The sequence below is a fragment of the Bacillus sp. BR3(2024) genome (genome assembly GCF_039134555.1).
In the GTDB taxonomy this organism is placed as follows: Bacteria; Bacillota; Bacilli; order Bacillales; family Bacillaceae_G; genus Bacillus_A; species Bacillus_A cereus.
Genome location: NZ_CP152433.1, coordinates 2699957 through 2721300, shown reverse-complemented (window position 1 = coordinate 2721300; position 21344 = coordinate 2699957). Strand labels below are relative to the sequence as shown.

The window sequence follows — 21344 nt, the reverse complement described above, 5'->3', positions numbered from 1 at the left end:
TACTTATTCTAAAAAGAAAGGATGCAATATATTATATGAAGTTTAGTGTATTTAAGTATGGGTCTTTTATATAAAAGTTTTATTTTGTTCCGAATAAAAAGGCGGTTGTTTCCGCAACCACCTTTCAGTAAAACAAAGCACTTTTTATGAAATAAATTATGGATGGTCCCTAAAAAAGGTTATAGGATATACCCACATTTTTATAACTAAAGTGACGAACTCAGGTTATAAGGAAGGAACAATTATATTGTATGAAATCTATTCTAGAGTAGTCACAAAGAAAGTTGTCTTCTTATTAGAAGGCAGCTTTTTTTATTAGAAAAAGAAGTAGAAGATTAAGTTACTTGTCCAAACAAATTTTAAAAAAATACATAAAATGCTATTAGTTAGTCAATATTTTAATATTGCTAATTTTTAAGACTAAAAGGGGTGATTTTATGTGTGAATGTGAAGTTTGTAGACGAAAGAAAAATCGGGATCCATTAAACCGGGAGTTTGAGCCGAAAAAACGAGTTCATGAGCCAAAAAAAGAGGATTGTGAGCCAAAAAAAGAAGATTGTGAGCCAAAAAAAGAAGATTGCGAATCATTAAATGATTATTCGTTTAGTAAAAATGCAAATTTTTTAGAGGAAGCTATACAAACAGATGAAATCGATCAAATTTCTGAGGAATATATTGAAATAGTTGATTCAGCAGATGTACAAGTTACTACTACAGATACAAAAGCTGCACTATCTATCCAAGCGGCATTACAAGCAGCTATCGTAGTTGTAGTAAGTATTTCTATAGCAGATAGTGAAAAGGCAGATAAAATAACACAAGAATTATTTCAAAAATCAGCTATTAAACAAATTAATAGACAAAAAACATTTATTAAAAATTCTAGAAACGTAACCGTAACAACTACTGATACAGATATTGCAGTGAATATTCAAATTCTCCTTCAAATTTTATTAGCTTTATTAGTTAAACTAAACATTTTATAAAGTGTCTATCCTATTGATATTTAGCTATAAGTTTTCACTCTAAGTAAATGTTTTTTGTTGTAATACGTGGTACAAGCTTGGACTTTTTATTATGACTGAATTAATATTCAAGATTAATGGTAAAACAAGTGTGGAAAACTACAAATAAAGATAAAATACATGATTTAACAGTAATGAAACTTATATTTATGTGAAGTGAAGGAAAGCTGTCTTCTTATAAGAAGTCAGCTTTTGATTTTATTAGCAAAAAGAAGTGAAAATAGAAGATTAAGTTACTTGTCCAAGCAATTTTTATTTCATTACATATAATGCTCGTAGATATTTAAAATTTTTATAGAAAATTGATTGGAGTGAATATTATAAATGGATGATTTAAACAAATTTTCTTCCTTTAAGTTTGATAAGGATCAAAAGAATATAATTATAGACCTTTTACTCTCAGATATTTTTAATAGGCATGGGATAAATGAAGAAAAATTAAAAAATTTATCACCAGAAAAAAAGCAGCAAATTAAAAGTATTGTTTCTGAAATACAATCACAAGTTAATAATTATTTAGATTGAAAGGGGGTGAACGCATGGACAAAACATGTCATTCAGATGAAAATAAAAAGTGGAGTGCATTAGATTCCTCAAATCCTCATCCATCTTTTAAAAATGCTAGCGTTTCAGAAGCAGCTGCGCAAGAAAGTAAAACGTATCAAATTTCTGAAGAATCTATTACAATTGTAGATTCAGCAGATGTAGAAGTTACTACTACAGATACAAAAGCTGCTTTATCTATTCAAGCAGCATTACAAGCAGCTATCGTGGTTATAATAAGTATTTCTATAGCAGATAGTGAAAAAGCTGACCGTGTAGCACAAGAACTGTTTCAAAAATCATCTATTAAACAAATTAATAAACAAGAAACTGTTATTAGAAATTCTAGAAATGTTACAGTTACGACTACGGATACAGACATAGCAGTAAATGTTCAAATTCTTCTCCAAATTTTATTAGCTTTACTAGTAAAATTAAATATTTTATAAAATGTTTAACTTGTTTTTATCTAGTGATTCTTACAGGTGAATATTCACTGTTTTAATTATAGTACAGGCTATAAATATTTATCATAACTGGACTAATATTCAACATCACCAAAGTATGAATGTAAACAAACAATTTGATGGAAAATAAAGTTTGGTTATTTTATGAAAATGTAAAAGCCATTTCCTTTATTGGATTTGGCTTTTCAATTTTAAACAGTATGAATTTGAAAAGATTATATTAAGATAAAGAATTAAAATATAATGATACAAAATACTTATAAAATTATTCGTGTTTTAGAAAAATAATAAGAAAAAGGTGTTTAAAATAGAATCATTTTCATTAACAGTTCAAGTTTTGAAGAATAGTGCATACAATATAAAGTGTTTTCCTTTCTTCATTTAAGTTTTACGTATATAATTTAAAAGTACTATTTTTATTTTATTATTTTATATTTATAACAGAATAGAGGTTTAAAAATGGGTGTTAAAATCATTACGGATAGTGCGGCGGATTTACCAGTAGAATTGCTGCAAGCATATGATATTGATTTAATTCCACTCCGTGTATATGATGAAGCAGAAACAGAGTATTTAGATGGAGTAACATTAGAGTCAGTTACATTATTGCAAAAAATGAGAGAAGGCGCTGTTTATAGAACGTCATTGCCTTCACTTGAAACGTTCCAAGAAAAATTTGTTTCTTATGCAAAAGAAGGTAATCCTTGTATATATTTAGCTTTTTCATCTGAACTGTCTGGTACATATCAATCATCAGTTGTCATTAAAGAGGAAGTAAAAGAAACATATGCTAACTTAGATTTAGAAATTATTGATACGAAATGTGCTTCGCTTGGTCAAGGTCTTGTCGTTTTAGAAGCTGCTAAAATGGCAAAAGACGGCGCATCAAAAGAAGATATTTTAAAGCGTGTTGATTTTCTAATGAGCCATATGGAACATATCTTCACTGTAGCTGACTTACAGTACTTAGTGAGAGGTGGACGTTTAAGTAAAGTCGCAGGATTTATCGGTGGTTTACTAAACATTAAACCGATCTTAAACGTGGAAGAAGGAAAACTTGTACCACTTGAAAAGGTACGAGGGAAAAAGAAAGTATTAAGCCGTATTGTTGATATTATGGAAGAACGTGGTAAAGACCTTAAAGGTCAAACAATCGGTATGACTCACGGTGACGATTTAGAAACAGCGGAAGCATTAAAATCATTAATTACGGAAAGATTTGGCTGTGAAGTATTTATCGTAAATACAATTGGTGCAGCAATCGGTGCACATACAGGACCTGGCGTTATAACGTTATTTTTCTTAAATGAAGTAGAGTAAAGGATTGATCTTTTGATCAATCCTTTTTTATTTTTTAATCTGTGATAATCGGTCGATATGGTATTGATGAAGATAAAATCTTTGAAGTTTTCCTATATCAAATGCAATCTTGTAGAGGGATTATTTTTTATATGTGTAATGATACTTAATGGTAGAAGAAAAGAGTATAAATAAGAATATATTTATAGGAATTTAAATATTTGAAGATATCAAAATTTTGCCATTTCATATATAATTGTGTGGGGAGAAATATCTGTAACTATTTGTAAAAATAGGAGGCGGCTATAAAAATGCAAGAAAGTGCTAGATGGGATTTAAATCGCTTGTATTTGAATGAGGATATTCTATTTCCGATTTTGGAGTTGAAAGAGCAATATTTTGTAACAAAAGATGTAGAGATTCTTTCAAAGCTTATACAAGCTATTGAAAAAGCAGAATACTATTTGTACTGTCGATCGGTTGAAGAAAGTGTTCCATCTGACCTTACTAAATTGACCGTGAAAGTGAAGGAACTAAAAAGTGAATTACAGCAAGTAATAAAACATAATGAAGTGGAAACTTCAGATAATACTAAGTTAATAAAAGATGAACTTAATGCGTGGGAAAATATGTACATACAATTACGGGATAGGATAGAAATAGAGCACAATAATAAACTATTATCCTTTGGACAAGCAAATACTATTGCAATGAATAGTGATAATGAAAAGGAAAGATTAGAAGTATTCGATTCATTAACATGTGCTTTACATAAGGAAAAAGAAATCTTTGCTACTGTATTAAATCAAGTAGGGAGATTGCGTAATGCAAAGAGTAATGAAATAGAAGATAGAGAGATTTTAACACAATCTTTTCATGCGAATGGCATTTCAGAAACTGTATTATTCCAAATGTGGAATGTGACAGAAGAAAACCTTGATAAATTAGTAAGTGCTTTAAACGTGTATAAGAAAGGGAAAGCTTCGATTACATGGCATGAACTTATGACAGTAAAGGAAAGTAATGAGGTCATGATTCCTTTTTCAGTAGCAGTACAAAACGTTTATGATGCATGTAAGAATATTGATCAAGAATTAGCAGAATTTGCACGTAATGCGATAGAAAGTGGATGGATAGATGCTGAACCGAGAGAGAATAAACCACCAGGTGGGTTGTGTGCTCCATTTTTCAGTGAGAAAGAATCGAGAATCTCCATGCGTTATGATGGGGGTATAGATAGTGTAAGAGTGCTCGCTCATGAATTAGGACATGCTTGGCATTTTTATAATATGAGTTTTGAACAATCTACATCTTTTTTAGATGATTATTTGCCGATGAGTACGGCTGAATCAGCATCTATTTTCTTTGAAACGGTACTCTTAAATTATCTAATTGAAACAACGGATAGTAAAGATATGAAAAAGTCATTACTTAGCTGGAAAATAAGAAATAGTTTTAATTATGTAATGGCAATACGAGCATCGTATCAGTTTGAAAAAACATTTTATGAAAAATGTAAAGAGGGTCCATTAAGTGCTGATGAAATTGAGAAATTATCTATAATGGCACAAAAAGAAGCTTATGGAAAAGCTTTAAGTGAATACCAGCCGTTTGTATGGATGAAATATATTCAATTTTATATAGCAGATGTTCCTTTTTACAATTATCCATACACGTTTGGATATTTAGTAAGTTTTAGTTTATTAGAAATAGCTCAAGAAGGTAAAAGTACTTTTCATTCGAAATATAAAGAGTTCTTACGAGAAACAGGAAAGGCTCCAGTAGAGGAGCTTATGAAAAAACATTTTGAAATAGATATAAGAAATTATGAATTTTGGAATAAAGCTTTTATTCAAATTTCTAAAGACATTGATGAATATTTGCAGCTTATATAAGGGGAGAGTATAGTGGATCAACAGTTTATAAAAGGTATACCTTTTTCAACTTTAGAATATGCAAAAGCTATAAGTTTATTAAAAGGTTGGGTACATGAACAACAAGAGAAACCAAGGTTTGTAGTAACTGCAAATCCTGAAATTGTTATGTCTGCAAAGGAAAATACGGAAAAATCAAAGGAGTTTAAAAAGATGTTACTATCTGCGGATTTAATAACAGCGGATGGGATTGGTGTCATAATTGGCTCGAAAATATTAAAAGGAACTTTGAAAGAACGTGTTACTGGGGCGGATTTAACTCACGATTTAATAAAATATTGTAACGACAATGAATATCGTGTCTTTCTTTTTGGAGCTGCGCCAGAAAGTAATAAAAAGGCATTAGAAAAATTAAATGAGCAGTTCCCAGGAGCACAATTTAAAGGACAGCATGGATTTGTAAATGGTGAAGAAATAGAAGAAATAAAAATGAAAATTAAGCAATTCAAGCCGCATTTATTACTTGTAGGGCTAGGTTCACCAAAACAAGAAGAGTTCATTTATGAAAACATACAAACATTAAACGTTCCGCTATCTATTGGTATCGGAGGAATGATTGATATAATATCTGGTACTGTAAAAAGAGCACCGAAAATAATGAGGGATACTGGAACTGAATGGCTGTATAGGTTACTCTCACAGCCGAAAAGATTAAAGAGACAACTTGTACTTCCGAAATTTTTATTGTCGGTTATGTCAGAGAGGATTAAAGGGATTAATTAATAAAGGGGACTACATACATGAACAGAATCGGCATTATCGGAGCAATGCAAATTGAAATAGATTTACTTTTAGAAAAGCTAGTAATACAAGAAGAACAGACAATAGCGGGAATGCTATTTTATATTGGAGAATTCATGGGAACAGAAGTAATTATTGCACGTTCTGGTGTAGGGAAAGTAAATGCAGCTGCATGTGCGCAAACATTAATTCATAAATTTAATGTAGACTCTATCATCAATACGGGCGTTGCTGGTGGATTACATCCAGATGTAAAAGTTGGTGATGTAGTTATTTCAACGAATGTTACCCATCATGATGTAAGTAAAAATCAAATAAAAAAATTATTCCCGTTTCAAGAGGAGTTTATTGCAAGTAAGGAATTGATAGAGTTAGCACGTAAAGCATGTAACAGTAATAGTTCAAATATTCAAGCTCACGAAGGAAGAATTGTAAGTGGTGAATGTTTTGTTGAAGATTCAAAGTTAAAGGCAAAATTAATAGATGAATACGCACCTCATTGTACAGAAATGGAAGGTGCAGCAATTGGACATGTTGCCTACATAAATGATATACCGTTTCTTGTTATACGATGTATTTCTGACAGTGCAGATGATGAAGCTCAAGTTTCTTATGATGATTTCGCGAAAACTGCTGCGAATTATTGCTCAGAAATTATTATTGAGATGCTTAAAAATATATCTGGTAAAACTATAGTCCAAAAGGAGAGATAGGAATGTTACAAGCATTAATTTTTGATATGGATGGAACATTATTTCAAACAGATAAAATTTTAGAATTATCGTTAGATGATACTTTTGATCACTTAAGATCACTTCAATTATGGGATACGGTAACACCGATTGAAAAATACCGTGAAATTATGGGTGTGCCGCTACCGAAAGTTTGGGAAGCTTTATTACCGGACCATTCTATTGAAATAAGAGAACAAACAGATGCATATTTTTTAGATAGACTAATTGAAAACATAAAAAGCGGAAAAGGCGCTTTATATCCAAATGTAAAAGAAATATTTACATATATAAAAGAAAATAATTGTTCAATTTACATTGCTAGTAATGGTTTGAAAGAATATTTACGAGCAATCGTAACGTATTATGCTTTAGACAAGTGGGTGACTGAAACGTTTAGTATTGAACAAATACAATCGCTAAATAAAGGTGACTTAGTTAAAAGTATTATGAACAAATATGATATAAAAGAGGCAGCGGTAGTTGGTGACCGGCTATCTGATATAAATGCAGCGAAAGACAACGGTTTACTTGCAGTTGGATGCAATTTTGATTTTGCGCAAGAAGAGGAACTTGCTCAGGCTGATATAGTAATAGATGATTTAATAGAGTTAAAGCGGATACTGCCTGCTGTACAGAGATAAATAAAGTGTGTGCATTTTTTCCAAGTCCTATATGTCTTATTTTATGGAGGGAGTATGCTTAAAAATAATTTTAAAATTAGTAATATTCCTGCGGTTTTATGGGGAGAGAAGAGTGAAAAAGTTTTTATTGCAGTACATGGAAATATGTCAAATAAGGAAGATGTAGTTATTCAAATATTAGCTGAAGAAGCCAATCAAAAAGGCTATCAAGTATTAAGCTTTGATTTACCTGAGCATGGAGAAAGAAAAAATGATAACACTCCTTGCAAAGTACAGTTTTGTGTTAGTGAATTATCTATAATTATGAACTACGCAAAAGTACATTGGAAAGAAATAAATGTGTTTGCATGTAGTATGGGAGCGTATTTTAGTCTTTTAGCTTATCAAAATGATGTGCTAGAAAAGGCATTATTTTTATCACCAGTAGTTAATATGGAACGAATTATCGAAAATATGATGAAATGGTTTAATGTAACACCGGAGCTTTTACAAAAAGAAATGACTATAGAGACACCTATTGGTCAAAAGTTATATTGGGATTATTTATGCTATGTAAAAGAGCATCCTATTAGTACATGGAATACAGATACATATATTATGTACGGAGCTAAGGATGAGCTGTGCGAATTTGAAACTATTAACTATTTTACAAAAAAACATCGTTGTGAATTAGAAGTTATGGAGACGGGTGAACATTACTTTCATACTGAAGAACAGTTGAAAATATTTGAACAGTGGTTACACAAGCATATCAATTAACAAATTATAATTTAACTTATACCTGCTAGAGAAGAATGGTGAATTTATAAACTGATATTATATTTGAGAGACATTATAAATGTATATGTATTCATTTAAGTAAACAGGTGCTTTAGTTCAATAAGAATTACACAACTTTAAAGAGCCTTACCACACACTAGATTGTAGCAAGGCTCTTATATTTTCATAATAAAATTAATTAACTGTATTATCGATTTACATATGAAGTGAAGTATATGCATACTATGAATTAAATAAAGTAACAACCATAAAAATGCTCAGAATAAATGATTCTCGAGCATTTTTATGTATTTTCGTACTTAGGGGGAATGGACTTGAAAGATATACATATTCAACAAATAGAAAATTTAATGGAATATGAATTCAGTCATCTCGTTCAAGACAGTGAAGAAGAAGGGTTTAATTTCCTTATAAGACTAATAAATGAATATAAACACAAAGTAAATGTATTCAATAAAACTGGAGAATGTTTATATGGTATTTTCCAAGGGGATATGTTAATCGGAGTTGGAGGTTTAAATAAAGATCCGTACACAAAAGACAATAAGATTGGGCGGTTGAGGAGATTTTATATTTCCAAGGATTATCGGCGTATAGGGTTAGGGAATTTATTATTAAATCAACTATTATGTCATGCGGAAAAGTATTTTGAAGTGATTGTTTTACATGCTGACACGAAGCAAGGGGATGTGTTTTATACTTCAAATGGATTTGTAAAAGGGGGATTATATAAGGGATCGAGTCACTACAAACTATTATAGAGATTGCTATCCAAAGAATAGCTACGGAAAGGTATTTTCGTTGATAAATCGATATATTTTAAAAATCCCTGATATATATGAAGGTGCGACCCTTATATTAAAAACAACTTTTATAATTTCATTTACCAAATTGTTATTATAAAAAAGAGCACCTTAGCTTTTAAAATTTAGCTTATAAGGTGACTCCTTTTCATTCAATTACATTTTAACCTTCATTTGTTTCAATAATAATCCTGGTTTACCTTTTACATAATAAAAATGCGGATTATTTTCATCATCATAAAGCATAATATAAGGCTTTTCTTTTAGTGGGAGTAGTATAAGTATTTCGTCTATTGTAGTGTGTAACCATTGATTAGTAATAGAAACCGGCTTAGATAAAGGGATTTTTATCATATAGCCATCTTTTGGAACGACATTTAAGTTTTTAAATGGACCAGTAATTGATTTAGCGTATTGAACTGCTTCTTTTTGGATTACTGGATCTAAAGATTGCTTTTGAATGACCATTTCTTTTTGACAATCAAATACTTCAATTTGTTGATTTGTATTTGCGAACGCATTTGTTGATAATAGAAATAGAAGAAGAGAAATGACCCCGATTTTTTTTATCATAGTACAACACCTCACCATTACTATCCCCTCAAAAGCTTTAAATATTTTTCTGTCACATTCATGTAACAAAGATGTTGTATGATACAATTGGTTTTTGTTTAAAAGCAATGGAGGAAAAAATATGAAAGTTTTAATTGCAGATGACGAACAAGATATGTTAAGGATTTTAAAAGCTTATTTTGAAAAAGAAGGATTTGAAGTTTTTTTAGCAAAAGACGGGGAGGAAGCACTTCAAATATTTTATGATGAAAAAATTGATTTAGCTATTTTGGATTGGATGATGCCAAAACATAGTGGTATTACTGTCTGTCAGGAAATAAAAAAGAATTCAAGCGTAAAAGTATTAATGCTTACGGCGAAAAGTGAAAGTGAAGATGAATTAGCAGCGCTTCAAAGTGGGGCAGATGAGTACGTGAAAAAACCATTTCATCCAGGAGTACTAATTACGCGAGCGAAAAAACTTATTCAGCATGATGATATTATTCAAGTACAAGATGTAAAGATAAATTTCTCCAAAAATAAAGTATATAAAAATGATATAGAGTTAGAAATTACAAAAACAGAGCTCGAATTAATAAAATGCTTTTTAAATCATAAAGGAACAATTTTAACTCGTAAAAAATTGCTAGATATTGTCTGGGGATTTGACTATTTTGGAGAAGAGAGAACGGTTGATACACATGTAAGAAGGCTGCGTAAAAAAATTGGAGAAAATATTATTAAGACGCATCGTGGGCTGGGTTATAGTTTTGAGGAACAAAGTGAATAAACTTGGGAAAAAGCTATTTCTCAGCATTTCTTTAACCGTTATTCTTATATTTACAATTTCTTTATTATTAATTAACTTTCTCCTGCCGAAATATAATATTTATAAAACACGTGAAAACTTAAATGAATTTACAACTCAAATACAAAATGCGCCAGTCAATGATTTAGAAGATGTTATTCATACAATTGAAAGTGAAAATAACGTTACAATTGCGTATACGCCAATTAATCAGTCAGAAGATGCTATGAACGACGCGTTACGCATGCAACTTACGAAAAAGAAAGTAACGTTAAATAAGCTTTGGATTACGAAAGACGAAGTTATGAAAGTGAAGACGGAAGGGCAATCGAATAAACTGTACGATCAAGGAAAGGTAAAAGCGAGTTTTTTTGCTAAATATATTGCGAAAGATGATACGATAATTTTAATTGGGACTTCCATTGCGAATTCAAATGAAATTATAAATACGTTAAATACATTTTATTTATATATCCTATGTTTCTCGCTCCTTCTTATTATTTTACTTGTGTGGATACTTTCAAAAATAATAACGACACCACTGAAAGAGTTAAGTGATGTGGCTCAGGATATTTCACATTTGCAGTTTAAAAGAACGAAAGTGAAAACGAATGATGAAATAGGAGAGTTGGCCAATAGTATTAATATCATGAGTGAAAAACTACATGAAGCACATCAAGATTTAACTGATCGTAATGAACATTTAAAACGATTTATGGGTGATGTAACGCATGAATTAAAGACACCGATCGCATTAGTAAAAGCATACTCTATGGGGATTAAAGATGGATTAGATGATGGGACTTACGTAGATACAATTATTAAACAAACAGATCAAATATCAAACTTAATTGAAGAACTATTACGATTTTCTAAGCTAGAAAGAGATATTTTACAAAAAGAAGAATTCCCCATTGAACCACTGGTCCAGAGTATATTAGATAAGCATCAGATTGAACTGGATTCGAAAGAAATTAACTTGCAAGTAAATTGTAATGCGGGCAATACAATCGTTTATGCAGATTTAAATAAAATGAGAATGGTGTTTCAAAATTTAATTTCTAATGCGATAAAATATACAGCAAATCAAAACATAATAATTACATTAGAAGATAGAAATAAAAGTATATATTTCCAAATAAAAAATGGCATTCCTACGGATAAAATTAAGGATATCGAGAAAATTTGGGAGCCTTTTTATGTACTAGAATCTTCTCGTAGTAAAGAAAAATCAGGTACAGGATTAGGTTTAGCGATAGTGAAAAGTATTTTAGAAAGGCATGGTTTTGAATATGGAGTTTCCTCTATAGATGGAGAAATTCAATTTTATATAAATGTGAAAAAGGACTAATGAAAATATTAGTCCTTTTTGCAGCTTTAGAGATTAGCGATATAGGATGAATCACCATAATTTTCAAAATTGATGTATTAAATGGAGAATTAGCAAATGTTCTACTTTCATTAAATTCACGTGAAGTTCACAGGAAAACGTTATATTTACATAGTTATATTTGAATTTAATGAAGTGAGGTATTCAGATTTGAAAAGAAAGAAATTAGTAATTGGTAGCATTTTAATGGGTATGACGTTATCTTTATCTGCATGTGGTTCATCAGATAATATTGTAACGACAAAATCAGGAAGCATTTCAGAAAGTGATTTTAACAAAAAATTAAAAGAAAACTACGGTAAACAGAATTTATCTGAAATGGTAGTAGAGAAAGTATTAAATGATAAATATAAAGTTACGGATGAAGAGGTAACGAAACAAATAAAAGAATTAAAAGACAAGATGGGCGATAATTTTAATACATATATGGAATCCAATGGTGTGAAAAATGAAGCTCAGTTGAAAGAGAAATTAAAGCTTACTTTTGCTTTTGAAAAAGCTATTAAAGCAACCGTAACGGAAAAAGATATTAAAGATCATTATAAGCCAAAGCTTCAAGTTAGCCATATTTTAGTAAAAGATGAAAAGACAGCAAAAGAAATTAAAGGAAAATTAAATAGTGGCGAAGATTTCGCAGCATTGGCTAAACAATATTCAGAGGATCCAGGTTCTAAAGAAAAAGGTGGGGAACTATCTGAATTTGGACCTGGTATGATGGTGAAAGAATTTGAGGATGCTGCGTATAAGTTAGAAGTTGGTCAATTGAGTGAACCTGTTAAATCTTCTTTCGGATATCATATTATTAAGCTAACGGATAAAAAAGAGCTTAAACCGTATGAGGAAGAGAAAGAGAATATTCGTAAAGAATTAGAACAGCAACGTATACAAGATCCTCAATTCCATCAACAAGTTACTAGAGAACTGCTTAAAAATGCAGATATAAAGGTATCTGATAAAGACTTGAAAGATACCTTTAAAGAGTTAGAAAAATAATAAATGGAATGTAAGGCAAGCGATAGAAATATCGGTTGTCTTTTTCTCTATTTATCCCGCTATTTGCAGGGCAGTAAGACCCCACCTCAAAATTCAGCGAAAGCAAAGAAGTGGCCCTGCTGATCGTAAACGCCCAATTGGTGAGGGCTGATTAAAGTTTCACGTTATAAAGAAGGAGGAAGTGGGAAAATACTTTCATACCTGGATTAAATTTTACTTAATAAGAAATCTTTGAGTTTCTCAACTTTTATATAAAATAAAACTGAATTTTCAGTTATTTTGTTATATAGTAAAAGAGAACGAATAAGGGGAGGGAACATTTTGAGTAAAAAGAAAATGGCAATTACACTGTCAGCAATGCTATCTGCAACAATTATACCTAGCTTTACTATGGATGTGCATGCAGAGAAGAAGGAAGAGACTAAAAGTACGAAAATTGAATTAGAAAATGGGATGACAAAACCGATTTATTCTCTCGATGAAGCTATTATCGAAAATTTATATGTAGAGACAGAAGTTGATAGTGATCGAGACGGTAAGAAAGACAGAGTATCGATAAAAGTTATGCGTCCAAAGACAGATCCGAATGTGAAAGTTCCTGTTATTTATGAAATGAGTCCATATCGATCTGGATTAAAAGATGTTCCTGTATATAATGTAGATGAAGAATTGTATGCGTATGAAGGAAAACCGTATGGAGCGGTTAATCTTGGTTCGTATGGGAACTATTACGTGCCAAGAGGTTATGCAGTTATTCTAGGCGAAAGTATCGGTACTGGAAAATCAGATGGATGCCCTACAACTGGAGATGAACAAGAGATACTCGGGACAAAATCTGTTATTGATTGGGTAAACGGTCGCGCGAAAGCATTTACAGAACAGGGTGAGGAAGTTCAGGCAAATTGGTCTACAGGAAATGTAGGTATGACTGGAGTTTCCTATAATGGTACATTACCAAATGCTGTTGCGACTACTGGAGTTGAAGGTTTAAAAACAATTATTCCAATCGCAGCAATTAGTAGTTGGTATGATTATTATCGTGCAAATGGTGCAGTCATTGCTCCAGGCGGATATCAAGGAGAAGATACAGATAATATGGCAGAAGCAGTACTGACAAGGGAAAACCCTGAAGTTTGCGGACAAGTTATAAAAGAGTTAACGGCTGGACAAGACCGAAAAACAGGTAATTATAATGATTTTTGGGATAAACGTAACTATGTAAAAGATGCTAAAAATGTAAAAGCGAGTGTATTTGTTGTTCATGGTTTAAACGATTGGAATGTTAAAACGAAACAGTTCGCGCAATGGTGGGAAGCACTTGGAGAAAATAATGTTCCGCGTAAAATGTGGCTACACCAAGGTGGTCATGGTGGGACATCAAGTAATAACTGGCAGCAAACACAAAATAAATGGTTAGATTATTGGTTGTACGGAATTGAAAATGGAATTATGGATGAACCAATGGTTGATTTGCAAAGAGAAAATAAAACGTGGCAAAAGATAAAAAATTGGCCAGATCCAGCAGCTGTACCTTCAAAAATCCGTATGTATTTAAGCAATAAATCAGTCAATTTGCCACTAAGTATGGGATCGGCTAATAAAGTTTTCTCATTCTTAGATGATGCACAAATAAAATCAAACCAATTAGTAGCACATCCAGAATTAGAAGTAGCAAATCGATTAGTATATACAATGCCTGTACTGCAAAAAGATACGCGTATAAGTGGTACACCAAAGATTTCAATTACAGGAAATATTGATCGATCTGTATCAAATTTAACAGCGTTACTTGTTGACTATGGAGGAGCGAAGCCGGAAATCGTAACGAGAGGCTGGATGGATCCACAAAACGTAAAGAGTATAGAAAATTCAACAGCGATTCAAGCGGGCAAAGATTATACATTTACATGGGATATGCAGCCAGATGATTATGTATTTAAAGTGGGGCATCAAATCGGAGTTGTTTTAATTGCAAGTGATTATGATTATACAATTAGACCGAAAGCTGGCACGAAACTTACAGTGAAATTAAGTGAAGTGACATTGCCGATTGTGAAATAAATATTTTTTCTAAAGAGCTTACTAAAGTAAGCTCTTTAATTTGTAGTCTGAATTTTTAATTTTTATATTTCAAATTGGAAGGGTATGTAATACAATATCATTATATTCTATGGAAAGTGAGTGATATATTATGATAGTCAGCTCTTTCGAAATCTCATTAAAATTAGAGGTACAGGAAGATTAGTTGAATTGAAATCTTCCGTACGTAAAAACGGAGGAGAAAATAAATGTTTAGTTTTTATAGTACACTTTGTACGGAACTGTATGATTACACAAAACCAGTCGGTTATTCTTTAAATGGTGATATTGAGTATTACAAAGAACGTTTAAAAGATTGTAGAGGAAGAATCCTCGAAGCCGCAGTAGGTTCAGGGCGTGTCATCATTCCGCTTCTAGAGGCTGGTTTTAAAGTGGATGGGATAGATTATTCACCTGAAATGCTAGATTCTTGCCGTAAGCGCTGTAAAGAGAGAGGCTTACATCCTAATTTATATGAAGGAAGCTTGCAACAATTTTCACTTCCGCATAAATATGAAGCAATTATCATTCCTACTGGATCTTATTGTTTAATTGAAAATCGTTTGGATTCTATAAATGCATTAAAATGTTTTTATGAACATCTTAATCCAGGTGGACGATTAATCGTAGATATTATGCTCCCGCATAAATGGAAGACTGGGGAAATTCATACATCGACTTTCTCTTTGCCAAGCGGAGACGGAATCACATTAGAAAATAAATCAATTGAAATAGATTGGCTGAACCAAGTTACTGTATCATATTTGAAATATGAAAAGTGGAGTAAAGGACAGTTAGTACAAACAGAATTGCAACGCTTTGCGCTGCGCTGGTATGGAATAGAAGAGTTTATACTTCTTTTAGAAAGTATAGGTTTCTCAAACATTACTTGCTCTGCTGAATATGTTTATGAAAAAGAACCGTCAAATGCAAATCAAATGATTACTTTTGAAGCTGTGCGAAAAGAATAGAACTAAAACTATGAATAAAAAATAAGGCAATCGTTTTAAAATCGGCTGTCTTATTTTTTATTTTATGTAATGGTTTATAGAGAAAGATTGGAGGGAAATAAATGAAATTTATATTAATATTTGGCCCACAAGCAGTTGGGAAAATGACAGTGGGGCAAGAATTAGCAACATTAACTGGTTTAAAACTTTTTCATAACCACATGACAATTGATTTAGTAAGTCCAATTTTTGATTACAGTACGAAAGAAGCAAAAAGACTAGTAAGTTTATTTCGTAATGAAATATTTGAAGAAGTATCTAAAAGTGATTTATCTGGAATGATTTTTACGTATATATGGGCATTTGACCTCCAAGAGGATTGGGATTATATACATCATGTAGAAAATATTTTTGAATCAAAAGGTGGGACAGTGTATTTTGTAGAGCTGGAAGCGGAATTAGATGAAAGATTAGAACGAAATAAAAGCCCGAATAGATTAGAACATAAACCGAAAAAAAGAGATATTGAGTGGTCTGAAAATAATTTGAAAGAAACGATGAAAATGCATAGATTAAACTCTCTTCATGGTGAAATTGAAAAAGAAGAGTATATAAAAATTAATAACACGTATTTGAGTGCAAAAGAAGTAGCGGAAATGATTAAAGAGAAGTTTCAATTGTAAAATTCCCGAAGTCTATTTCGTTTCTATTGTCCAAGCATTCTCCTACTAATTACATATACTATTTATGTTAAAATCGGTCACTATTTTAGATGGTGCTATTTTAATATATATAACTATGCAGGGAAGAGGGGAGAATAAATTTGGAAAACGTAGAACAAGATAGAATTGAAAATCAAGTGTATTCAAATCGTGTAGTAAGATCAGAATTTGATGCGAATTGGGAAACTTGTATATCAAAGAGTGGTTATGTAATTTATATAGCAACAAGTAATAATGCTGAAGTAATAGTGCTTCTTGCAGATGGTTCAAGTAAATTATTAATTTTCGAAAAAGGCGGTAAAGTAGTTGTAGGTGGCGGTGGAACAAGTCATTACAGTAAGCCGCATATTGCAAGAAATATTTAAGATAGAGCATGTTAATTAAGAAGAAACTAGAAAACGGTTGTCATTCATGTTTAGGGCATGATAGACGAACCGTTTTTTATTTGTTTATAAATTTAGAAGAACTTCATTGATTACCAATACATCGAGATGAGCAGCGAAATTAGAAGAAAACTTGGCGGGTAATGGTACAAAATATTATGTACATTTGCAAGAATCTTACAGCGATATAAAAAAGCATTTCCTATTTGGGGAAACACTACTTCTATGTTATAGTATAATAGTGTTTTTAGATGGTACTATTTTAATATATCTATAATTTTGTTATGTATTATTTTCATATTAAATTAGCACCTAAAGTATTTTTTTATATAAGGAGTAGTAATTAGAGAAATGAAAAATATAGACTTTATACTAGAAAGTGACGAGGCATTAAAACCGTCTGAACGATTAGTACTATTATTATTAGAGAAGCATAGAATGTTATATACGAACGATCTATTGGCATTATCAAATTTATCATATAAAACATTAACAGATGCATTAACGGCGCTAGTTTTAAAATCGTATGTGTTAAAGGAAACAGGTAAGGGAAGAAGACAGAATTGCTATAGATTAGTATGATAAGGCAGCTGTTTTAGAAACTTTTACATATGTTTTTTCAATTGTAAGGTAAAATTGTATTTTTGTTTTCGAACGAAAAACTTACTATAAGAGGGGCTAAGATAGTAGCGTTTCATTTTTGTAAATATAATTATTCTATCATTGAAAATACAAAAATAAAATAAATCGCATAAAACAGAAATAAAAAAACAATCCATTTTTAAAATGGATTGTTTTTTATTGGAATAATATTATTTGATATGTTGAAAGCATAAATAGCAGAATAAACATTACCTGTTTTAGTTCATGCAACTGAACAAATATGATGAAAACTATGTGTATAGTTTTTTGCTTGCTTTTTCAGTCACTCTAATGAAATCATGGTCTTCATTGTTTAAAGGCAGTATTTTTAACATTATTGCTATTCAGCATTAAGCACAAAAAGTGATATATAATATTATTATGTAAACTTAAGATTTTAAAAGGAAAATATAATAATGAATAGAACATGTAGAAGGAGATGCTTAAATATTTTGAAGGATGGGAGATTATTATGGAGCATTTACAATCAATAGCACAAGCTGTTATAAGTGGTAATAAGGAAAAAGTAGTGAAGTTTATAAAGGCGAGTCCAAGTATTGTTAACGAATGTAGTGAAGATGGATGGACACCACTTCATTTAGCAGCTTATTTTGGACAGAAAGAAATAGCGAGTTTTCTTTTAGAAAGTGGTGCAGATATACATAGTAGAGCGAAAAACGAAAATGAAAATACGCCTTTGCAAGCGGCAATTGCGAACAAGCAAAGTGAACTTGTCGATTTCTTAATTGAAAAAGGATCAGATATAAATATTATGCAAAGTGGTGGCTGGACAGGACTCCACGAAGCAGCATTATTAGGAAATGAGGAAATAATTATGTTGCTCCTTAAAAATGGAGCTAATAAGATGATTAAGAAAAGTGATGGGAAAACAGCGTATGATATTGCATTAGAAAAAGGATATGATCACCTTTTATATCATTTGAAACAGGAAGTGAACTTATGATGAATAAATGGAGTGTTGGTATATTTTTATTTAATGAAGTAGAAGTGTTAGACTTTGCAGGGCCATTTGAAGTTTTTTCTGTAACTGAGGTGAATGGAGAAAAACCATTTACTGTTTATACAGTTAGCGAGAATGGGGAAATGATTACAGCAAGGAATGGATTGAAAGTACAGTCAGATTATAGTATTGAAAATTTACCACCAGTGGATATTTTAATAATTCCGGGTGGGTTAGGTGCTAGAAAATATGAAATAAAAAATGAAATAGTAATAAAATGGATTCGCCAACAAATGAAAGAAGTAAAGCTGATGACTTCAGTTTGTACAGGAGCGCTATTACTGGCGAAAGCAGGTTTACTAGAAGGTTTAAAAGCAACAACACATTGGGCTAGTATTGAAAAGTTTAAAAATGAGTTTCAAAATGTTGAAGTTATAGAAAATGTAAAGTTTATAGATGAAGGACATATTATAACATCTGCCGGAATTTCAGCTGGAATTAATATGGCATTTCATATTGTGAAAAACTTGTTAGGTGTGCATGTTGCGGAGGACACAGCGAAGCGAATGGAGTATGATATTAGTTTCCCAAATTAAAAAGCCCGAATTGGGCTTTTTATATTGAATGAATATAGTTAAGCTCTTCATCACTCAACATAGGGCGAACAGATGCATTTGCATTTTCTTGTGCTTGTATTCCTGTTTTGGCACCAGGAATTACAACACTTACTGCCGGATGAGAGAGTACATAGCGAAGTGCAAGTTGCCCTAAGGTCTGATTTTTATTTGAGAGCAACCGAAGTTTCTCTACAGTTTGTAAGTCTTCTTGAAACCAAGTTTCATTTGGCCAATCTTTGCGTAAATCTCCATCCGGAAAAATTGTTTTATTTGTGAATTTTCCAGTTAAAATGCCCATTTTTAATGGACCACGAATAACAGCTCCTAAATTTTTCTCTTGTAAAAATGGTAATATATCTTTTTCTGGTTTTCGATTTAATATATTGTAATCAAGCTGTACGATATCAATTTCGTTGTTGTTATTGAAATGATGAATGTATTGTAAATCATGAGTCGAAACACCGACTGCTCTTACTTTGCCATCACGTTTTAATATGTCAAATGCACGTAGAAATGCTTCTGTTTCCCTACGATTATGCCACCAAATATGACAAAAATAAAGATCAATATAATCTGTTTGAAGACGTTGTAAACTTGTTTCGAATACGGCGATGATTTTTTCGGGAGTATCATATACAGGAACTCTATTAGGGTCGTAGTGATGCCCGATTAAATCACCTTTCGTTGATAGGATAATATCATTGCGATGTCCTTTAATCGCGGTAGCCACCAACTTTTCGCTATGTCCTAAACCATACACATCCGCAGTATCAATAAAATTCACACCACACCCAATTGCTTTTTTTATAGCGGTTATAGATTGTTTAACGTTAACAGGTCCCCATTCATCACCACCGATTGCCCATGCGCCAAAACCTATTTCAGAAACAGTTATTCCAGTTTTACCTAATGTGCGGTAATGCATATTCCCCTCCTTGTAAGCATGTTATAACATGGATATGTGGGGAAGGAATTTTTTGTGTGAAAAAACTCTTCTACAATAGTAGAAAAAGAATTACAGAAACTACTATTTTATAGCAGCATGTATAAAAAAAATCGGTGTAAATATGGAAATGTCGTCGAATGCTATCTTTAATTGGTTAATTTATGGGATATTTTTGTGAAGGAGTTTATTTTATAAGAATAGAATTTAATTTAGTAAGAAAACGTGCCGATGGTAGTGAAAAATATGGGTTAGGGGGATTTGAATGAGGAAACTCGAGCGAGTAAATGTTCCTAATATACCAGAGCAATTATCACAACCTAGTGACAAGCATAGGGTAAATAAAAAGAAGTTAAGGCGACTTATTTTAATGGTCCTTTTTATTGCGACAACTACTCTGTACGTTCAATATATTTTAACGAAACAACAAGAAGTAATTGATAAAAAGAAAGATACGATTACGGATCAAAAGAAGCAATTAGTATCTTTAAAGAAAGATAAAGATTCTTTAAAGACTAACATAGAAAATTTAACAGACGATGAGGAAGAAATTTTGAAGTTAGCGAGAAAAGAGTATCAATTTTCTAAGTCAAATGAAACTATATTTGTGATGCCAAAGTAATAAAAAACAGTTAGCCATTGAACTGCACCCCCAATTGTTAGACACCGTCTAACAATTGGGGGTGCAGTTTTTCATGTATGAATGTCATGGTACAAGGAACAATCACATATTGTAGAAATGAAGAGTTTAAGCTGTTTTCATAAATATGGAATATGCACTAAAATAAATGTTGTTAAAATTCTGTCAATTATATTATAATACAAGGTAAGCGGATACATTTTTTAATCAACGTTGAGTTCCTCGCTCATATGACTATTAAGAAACCCGTTATCCTCGTATAAGAAAGGAAGATAGCTGTGTACGCTTCAAATACAATTTATATCGTAGGGGATGCGAAAGCACCTCAAAATAATCCCATTACTGAAAAGTTTAAAAGCTATTTCGTAGCATTTATACTTGTTAAGGATACAGGGGAAATTGTAGATGCAGACTGCTCAGCGACAATTGCATTAACATCTCAATTTGTTAAATATTTATTTCTACATAAAAATATAAATGACCCGGCGTTAGTAATGGAAGTAAAGAACCGATATTTCGGTTCTTCTCAAAAAGCGTTACTTGTAGCGCTAAAAGATGCACAGAAAAAATATAATCAGATTGCTGCTTTGTCTACTCAATCATAGACAAAATCCAGCCGTAAGAATCATTCTTATGGCTGGATTTTTTTATTTCACATTATCGTCCTACATCAAAAGCAAACGAAAATAAAGTAGAG

General features: G+C 31.6%; 24 protein-coding genes. 22 read left to right on the top strand and 2 right to left on the bottom strand.

The window, feature by feature from the left end:
- Nucleotides 1-437 precede the first annotated feature (437 nt).
- The 10 genes from V7S45_RS14085 (at nt 438) to V7S45_RS14040 (ending at nt 8925) form a co-directional block, all read left to right on the top strand.
- On the top strand, nt 438-986 hold the full coding sequence (locus tag V7S45_RS14085; protein ID WP_025688780.1) for a spore coat protein: 549 nt from the start codon (nt 438-440) through the stop codon (nt 984-986).
- Between the two features lie 363 nt (nt 987-1349).
- Nucleotides 1350-1550, top strand: coding sequence for a spore coat protein W (locus V7S45_RS14080; protein WP_000342253.1), 201 nt, complete (start codon nt 1350-1352; stop codon nt 1548-1550).
- Nucleotides 1551-1564: 14 nt separating this feature from the next.
- The gene (locus tag V7S45_RS14075; RefSeq protein ID WP_000361676.1) at nt 1565-2017 is read left to right on the top strand and encodes a spore coat protein; all 453 of its coding nucleotides are present in this window, start codon (nt 1565-1567) and stop codon (nt 2015-2017) included.
- 477 nt (nt 2018-2494) lie between these two features.
- Nucleotides 2495-3355, top strand: coding sequence for a DegV family protein (locus V7S45_RS14070; protein ID WP_000538278.1), 861 nt, complete (start codon nt 2495-2497; stop codon nt 3353-3355).
- Between the two features lie 290 nt (nt 3356-3645).
- Complete coding sequence (locus V7S45_RS14065; protein ID WP_025687669.1) at nt 3646-5229, top strand: M3 family metallopeptidase; 1584 nt, start codon at nt 3646-3648, stop codon at nt 5227-5229.
- Nucleotides 5230-5241: 12 nt separating this feature from the next.
- Nucleotides 5242-5991 (top strand): WecB/TagA/CpsF family glycosyltransferase, encoded by a 750-nt coding sequence (locus V7S45_RS14060; RefSeq protein ID WP_006922103.1) that lies wholly within the window; start codon nt 5242-5244, stop codon nt 5989-5991.
- 17 nt (nt 5992-6008) lie between these two features.
- Nucleotides 6009-6722, top strand: coding sequence for a 5'-methylthioadenosine/adenosylhomocysteine nucleosidase (locus V7S45_RS14055; protein WP_342761412.1), 714 nt, complete (start codon nt 6009-6011; stop codon nt 6720-6722).
- Between the two features lie 2 nt (nt 6723-6724).
- Nucleotides 6725-7384 carry an HAD hydrolase-like protein gene (locus V7S45_RS14050; protein ID WP_006922102.1) on the top strand — a complete coding sequence of 220 codons (660 nt, stop codon included), beginning with the start codon at nt 6725-6727 and terminating at the stop codon, nt 7382-7384.
- A gap of 54 nt (nt 7385-7438) precedes the next feature.
- Complete coding sequence (locus tag V7S45_RS14045) at nt 7439-8143, top strand: alpha/beta hydrolase (RefSeq protein WP_025687668.1); 705 nt, start codon at nt 7439-7441, stop codon at nt 8141-8143.
- Between the two features lie 287 nt (nt 8144-8430).
- Complete coding sequence (locus tag V7S45_RS14040; RefSeq protein WP_116344779.1) at nt 8431-8925, top strand: GNAT family N-acetyltransferase; 495 nt, start codon at nt 8431-8433, stop codon at nt 8923-8925.
- A gap of 198 nt (nt 8926-9123) precedes the next feature.
- Here the strand turns inward: V7S45_RS14040 and V7S45_RS14035 are convergent, their stop codons facing one another.
- Nucleotides 9124-9540, bottom strand: a complete 417-nt coding sequence (locus tag V7S45_RS14035) for a hypothetical protein (RefSeq protein ID WP_006922097.1) — start codon at nt 9538-9540, stop codon at nt 9124-9126.
- A gap of 121 nt (nt 9541-9661) precedes the next feature.
- Here V7S45_RS14035 and V7S45_RS14030 point away from each other — a divergent pair, with 121 nt between their 5' ends.
- The 10 genes from V7S45_RS14030 (at nt 9662) to V7S45_RS13985 (ending at nt 19043) form a co-directional block, all read left to right on the top strand.
- Nucleotides 9662-10309 carry a response regulator transcription factor gene (locus tag V7S45_RS14030; protein ID WP_342761411.1) on the top strand — a complete coding sequence of 216 codons (648 nt, stop codon included), beginning with the start codon at nt 9662-9664 and terminating at the stop codon, nt 10307-10309.
- Nucleotides 10302-11678 (top strand): HAMP domain-containing sensor histidine kinase, encoded by a 1377-nt coding sequence (locus tag V7S45_RS14025; protein ID WP_001037254.1) that lies wholly within the window; start codon nt 10302-10304, stop codon nt 11676-11678. Before V7S45_RS14030 ends, V7S45_RS14025 begins: the two co-directional genes overlap by 8 nt.
- A gap of 189 nt (nt 11679-11867) precedes the next feature.
- A complete protein-coding gene (locus V7S45_RS14020; protein WP_342761410.1) occupies nt 11868-12710 on the top strand; it encodes a peptidylprolyl isomerase PrsA in 843 nt (280 codons plus the stop codon).
- Between the two features lie 321 nt (nt 12711-13031).
- A complete protein-coding gene (locus V7S45_RS14015) occupies nt 13032-14771 on the top strand; it encodes a Xaa-Pro dipeptidyl-peptidase (protein WP_342761409.1) in 1740 nt (579 codons plus the stop codon).
- Between the two features lie 227 nt (nt 14772-14998).
- A complete protein-coding gene (locus V7S45_RS14010; protein WP_342761408.1) occupies nt 14999-15760 on the top strand; it encodes a class I SAM-dependent methyltransferase in 762 nt (253 codons plus the stop codon).
- 101 nt (nt 15761-15861) lie between these two features.
- Nucleotides 15862-16422 carry an AAA family ATPase gene (locus V7S45_RS14005; protein WP_342761407.1) on the top strand — a complete coding sequence of 187 codons (561 nt, stop codon included), beginning with the start codon at nt 15862-15864 and terminating at the stop codon, nt 16420-16422.
- 140 nt (nt 16423-16562) lie between these two features.
- Entirely contained in the window at nt 16563-16826 is a 264-nt protein-coding gene (locus V7S45_RS14000) for a hypothetical protein (protein ID WP_000432421.1), read from the top strand.
- Nucleotides 16827-17195: 369 nt separating this feature from the next.
- A complete protein-coding gene (locus V7S45_RS13995) occupies nt 17196-17426 on the top strand; it encodes a hypothetical protein (protein WP_000789029.1) in 231 nt (76 codons plus the stop codon).
- Nucleotides 17427-17958: 532 nt separating this feature from the next.
- The gene (locus V7S45_RS13990) at nt 17959-18450 is read left to right on the top strand and encodes an ankyrin repeat domain-containing protein (protein ID WP_342761406.1); all 492 of its coding nucleotides are present in this window, start codon (nt 17959-17961) and stop codon (nt 18448-18450) included.
- Nucleotides 18447-19043, top strand: a complete 597-nt coding sequence (locus tag V7S45_RS13985; protein WP_000981437.1) for a DJ-1/PfpI family protein — start codon at nt 18447-18449, stop codon at nt 19041-19043. The genes V7S45_RS13990 and V7S45_RS13985 overlap by 4 nt, the downstream gene beginning before the upstream one ends.
- Before the next feature lie 19 nt (nt 19044-19062).
- On the opposite strand, the gene V7S45_RS13980 is transcribed toward V7S45_RS13985, so the two are convergent.
- The gene (locus tag V7S45_RS13980; protein WP_342761405.1) at nt 19063-19989 is read right to left on the bottom strand and encodes an aldo/keto reductase; all 927 of its coding nucleotides are present in this window, start codon (nt 19987-19989) and stop codon (nt 19063-19065) included.
- Nucleotides 19990-20272: 283 nt separating this feature from the next.
- Between V7S45_RS13980 and V7S45_RS13975 the strand changes: the two genes are divergently transcribed.
- Entirely contained in the window at nt 20273-20629 is a 357-nt protein-coding gene (locus tag V7S45_RS13975) for a septum formation initiator family protein (RefSeq protein ID WP_342761404.1), read from the top strand.
- Between the two features lie 296 nt (nt 20630-20925).
- Nucleotides 20926-21252 (top strand): DUF3870 domain-containing protein, encoded by a 327-nt coding sequence (locus V7S45_RS13970; RefSeq protein ID WP_000271312.1) that lies wholly within the window; start codon nt 20926-20928, stop codon nt 21250-21252.
- Nucleotides 21253-21344: the final 92 nt, after the last annotated feature.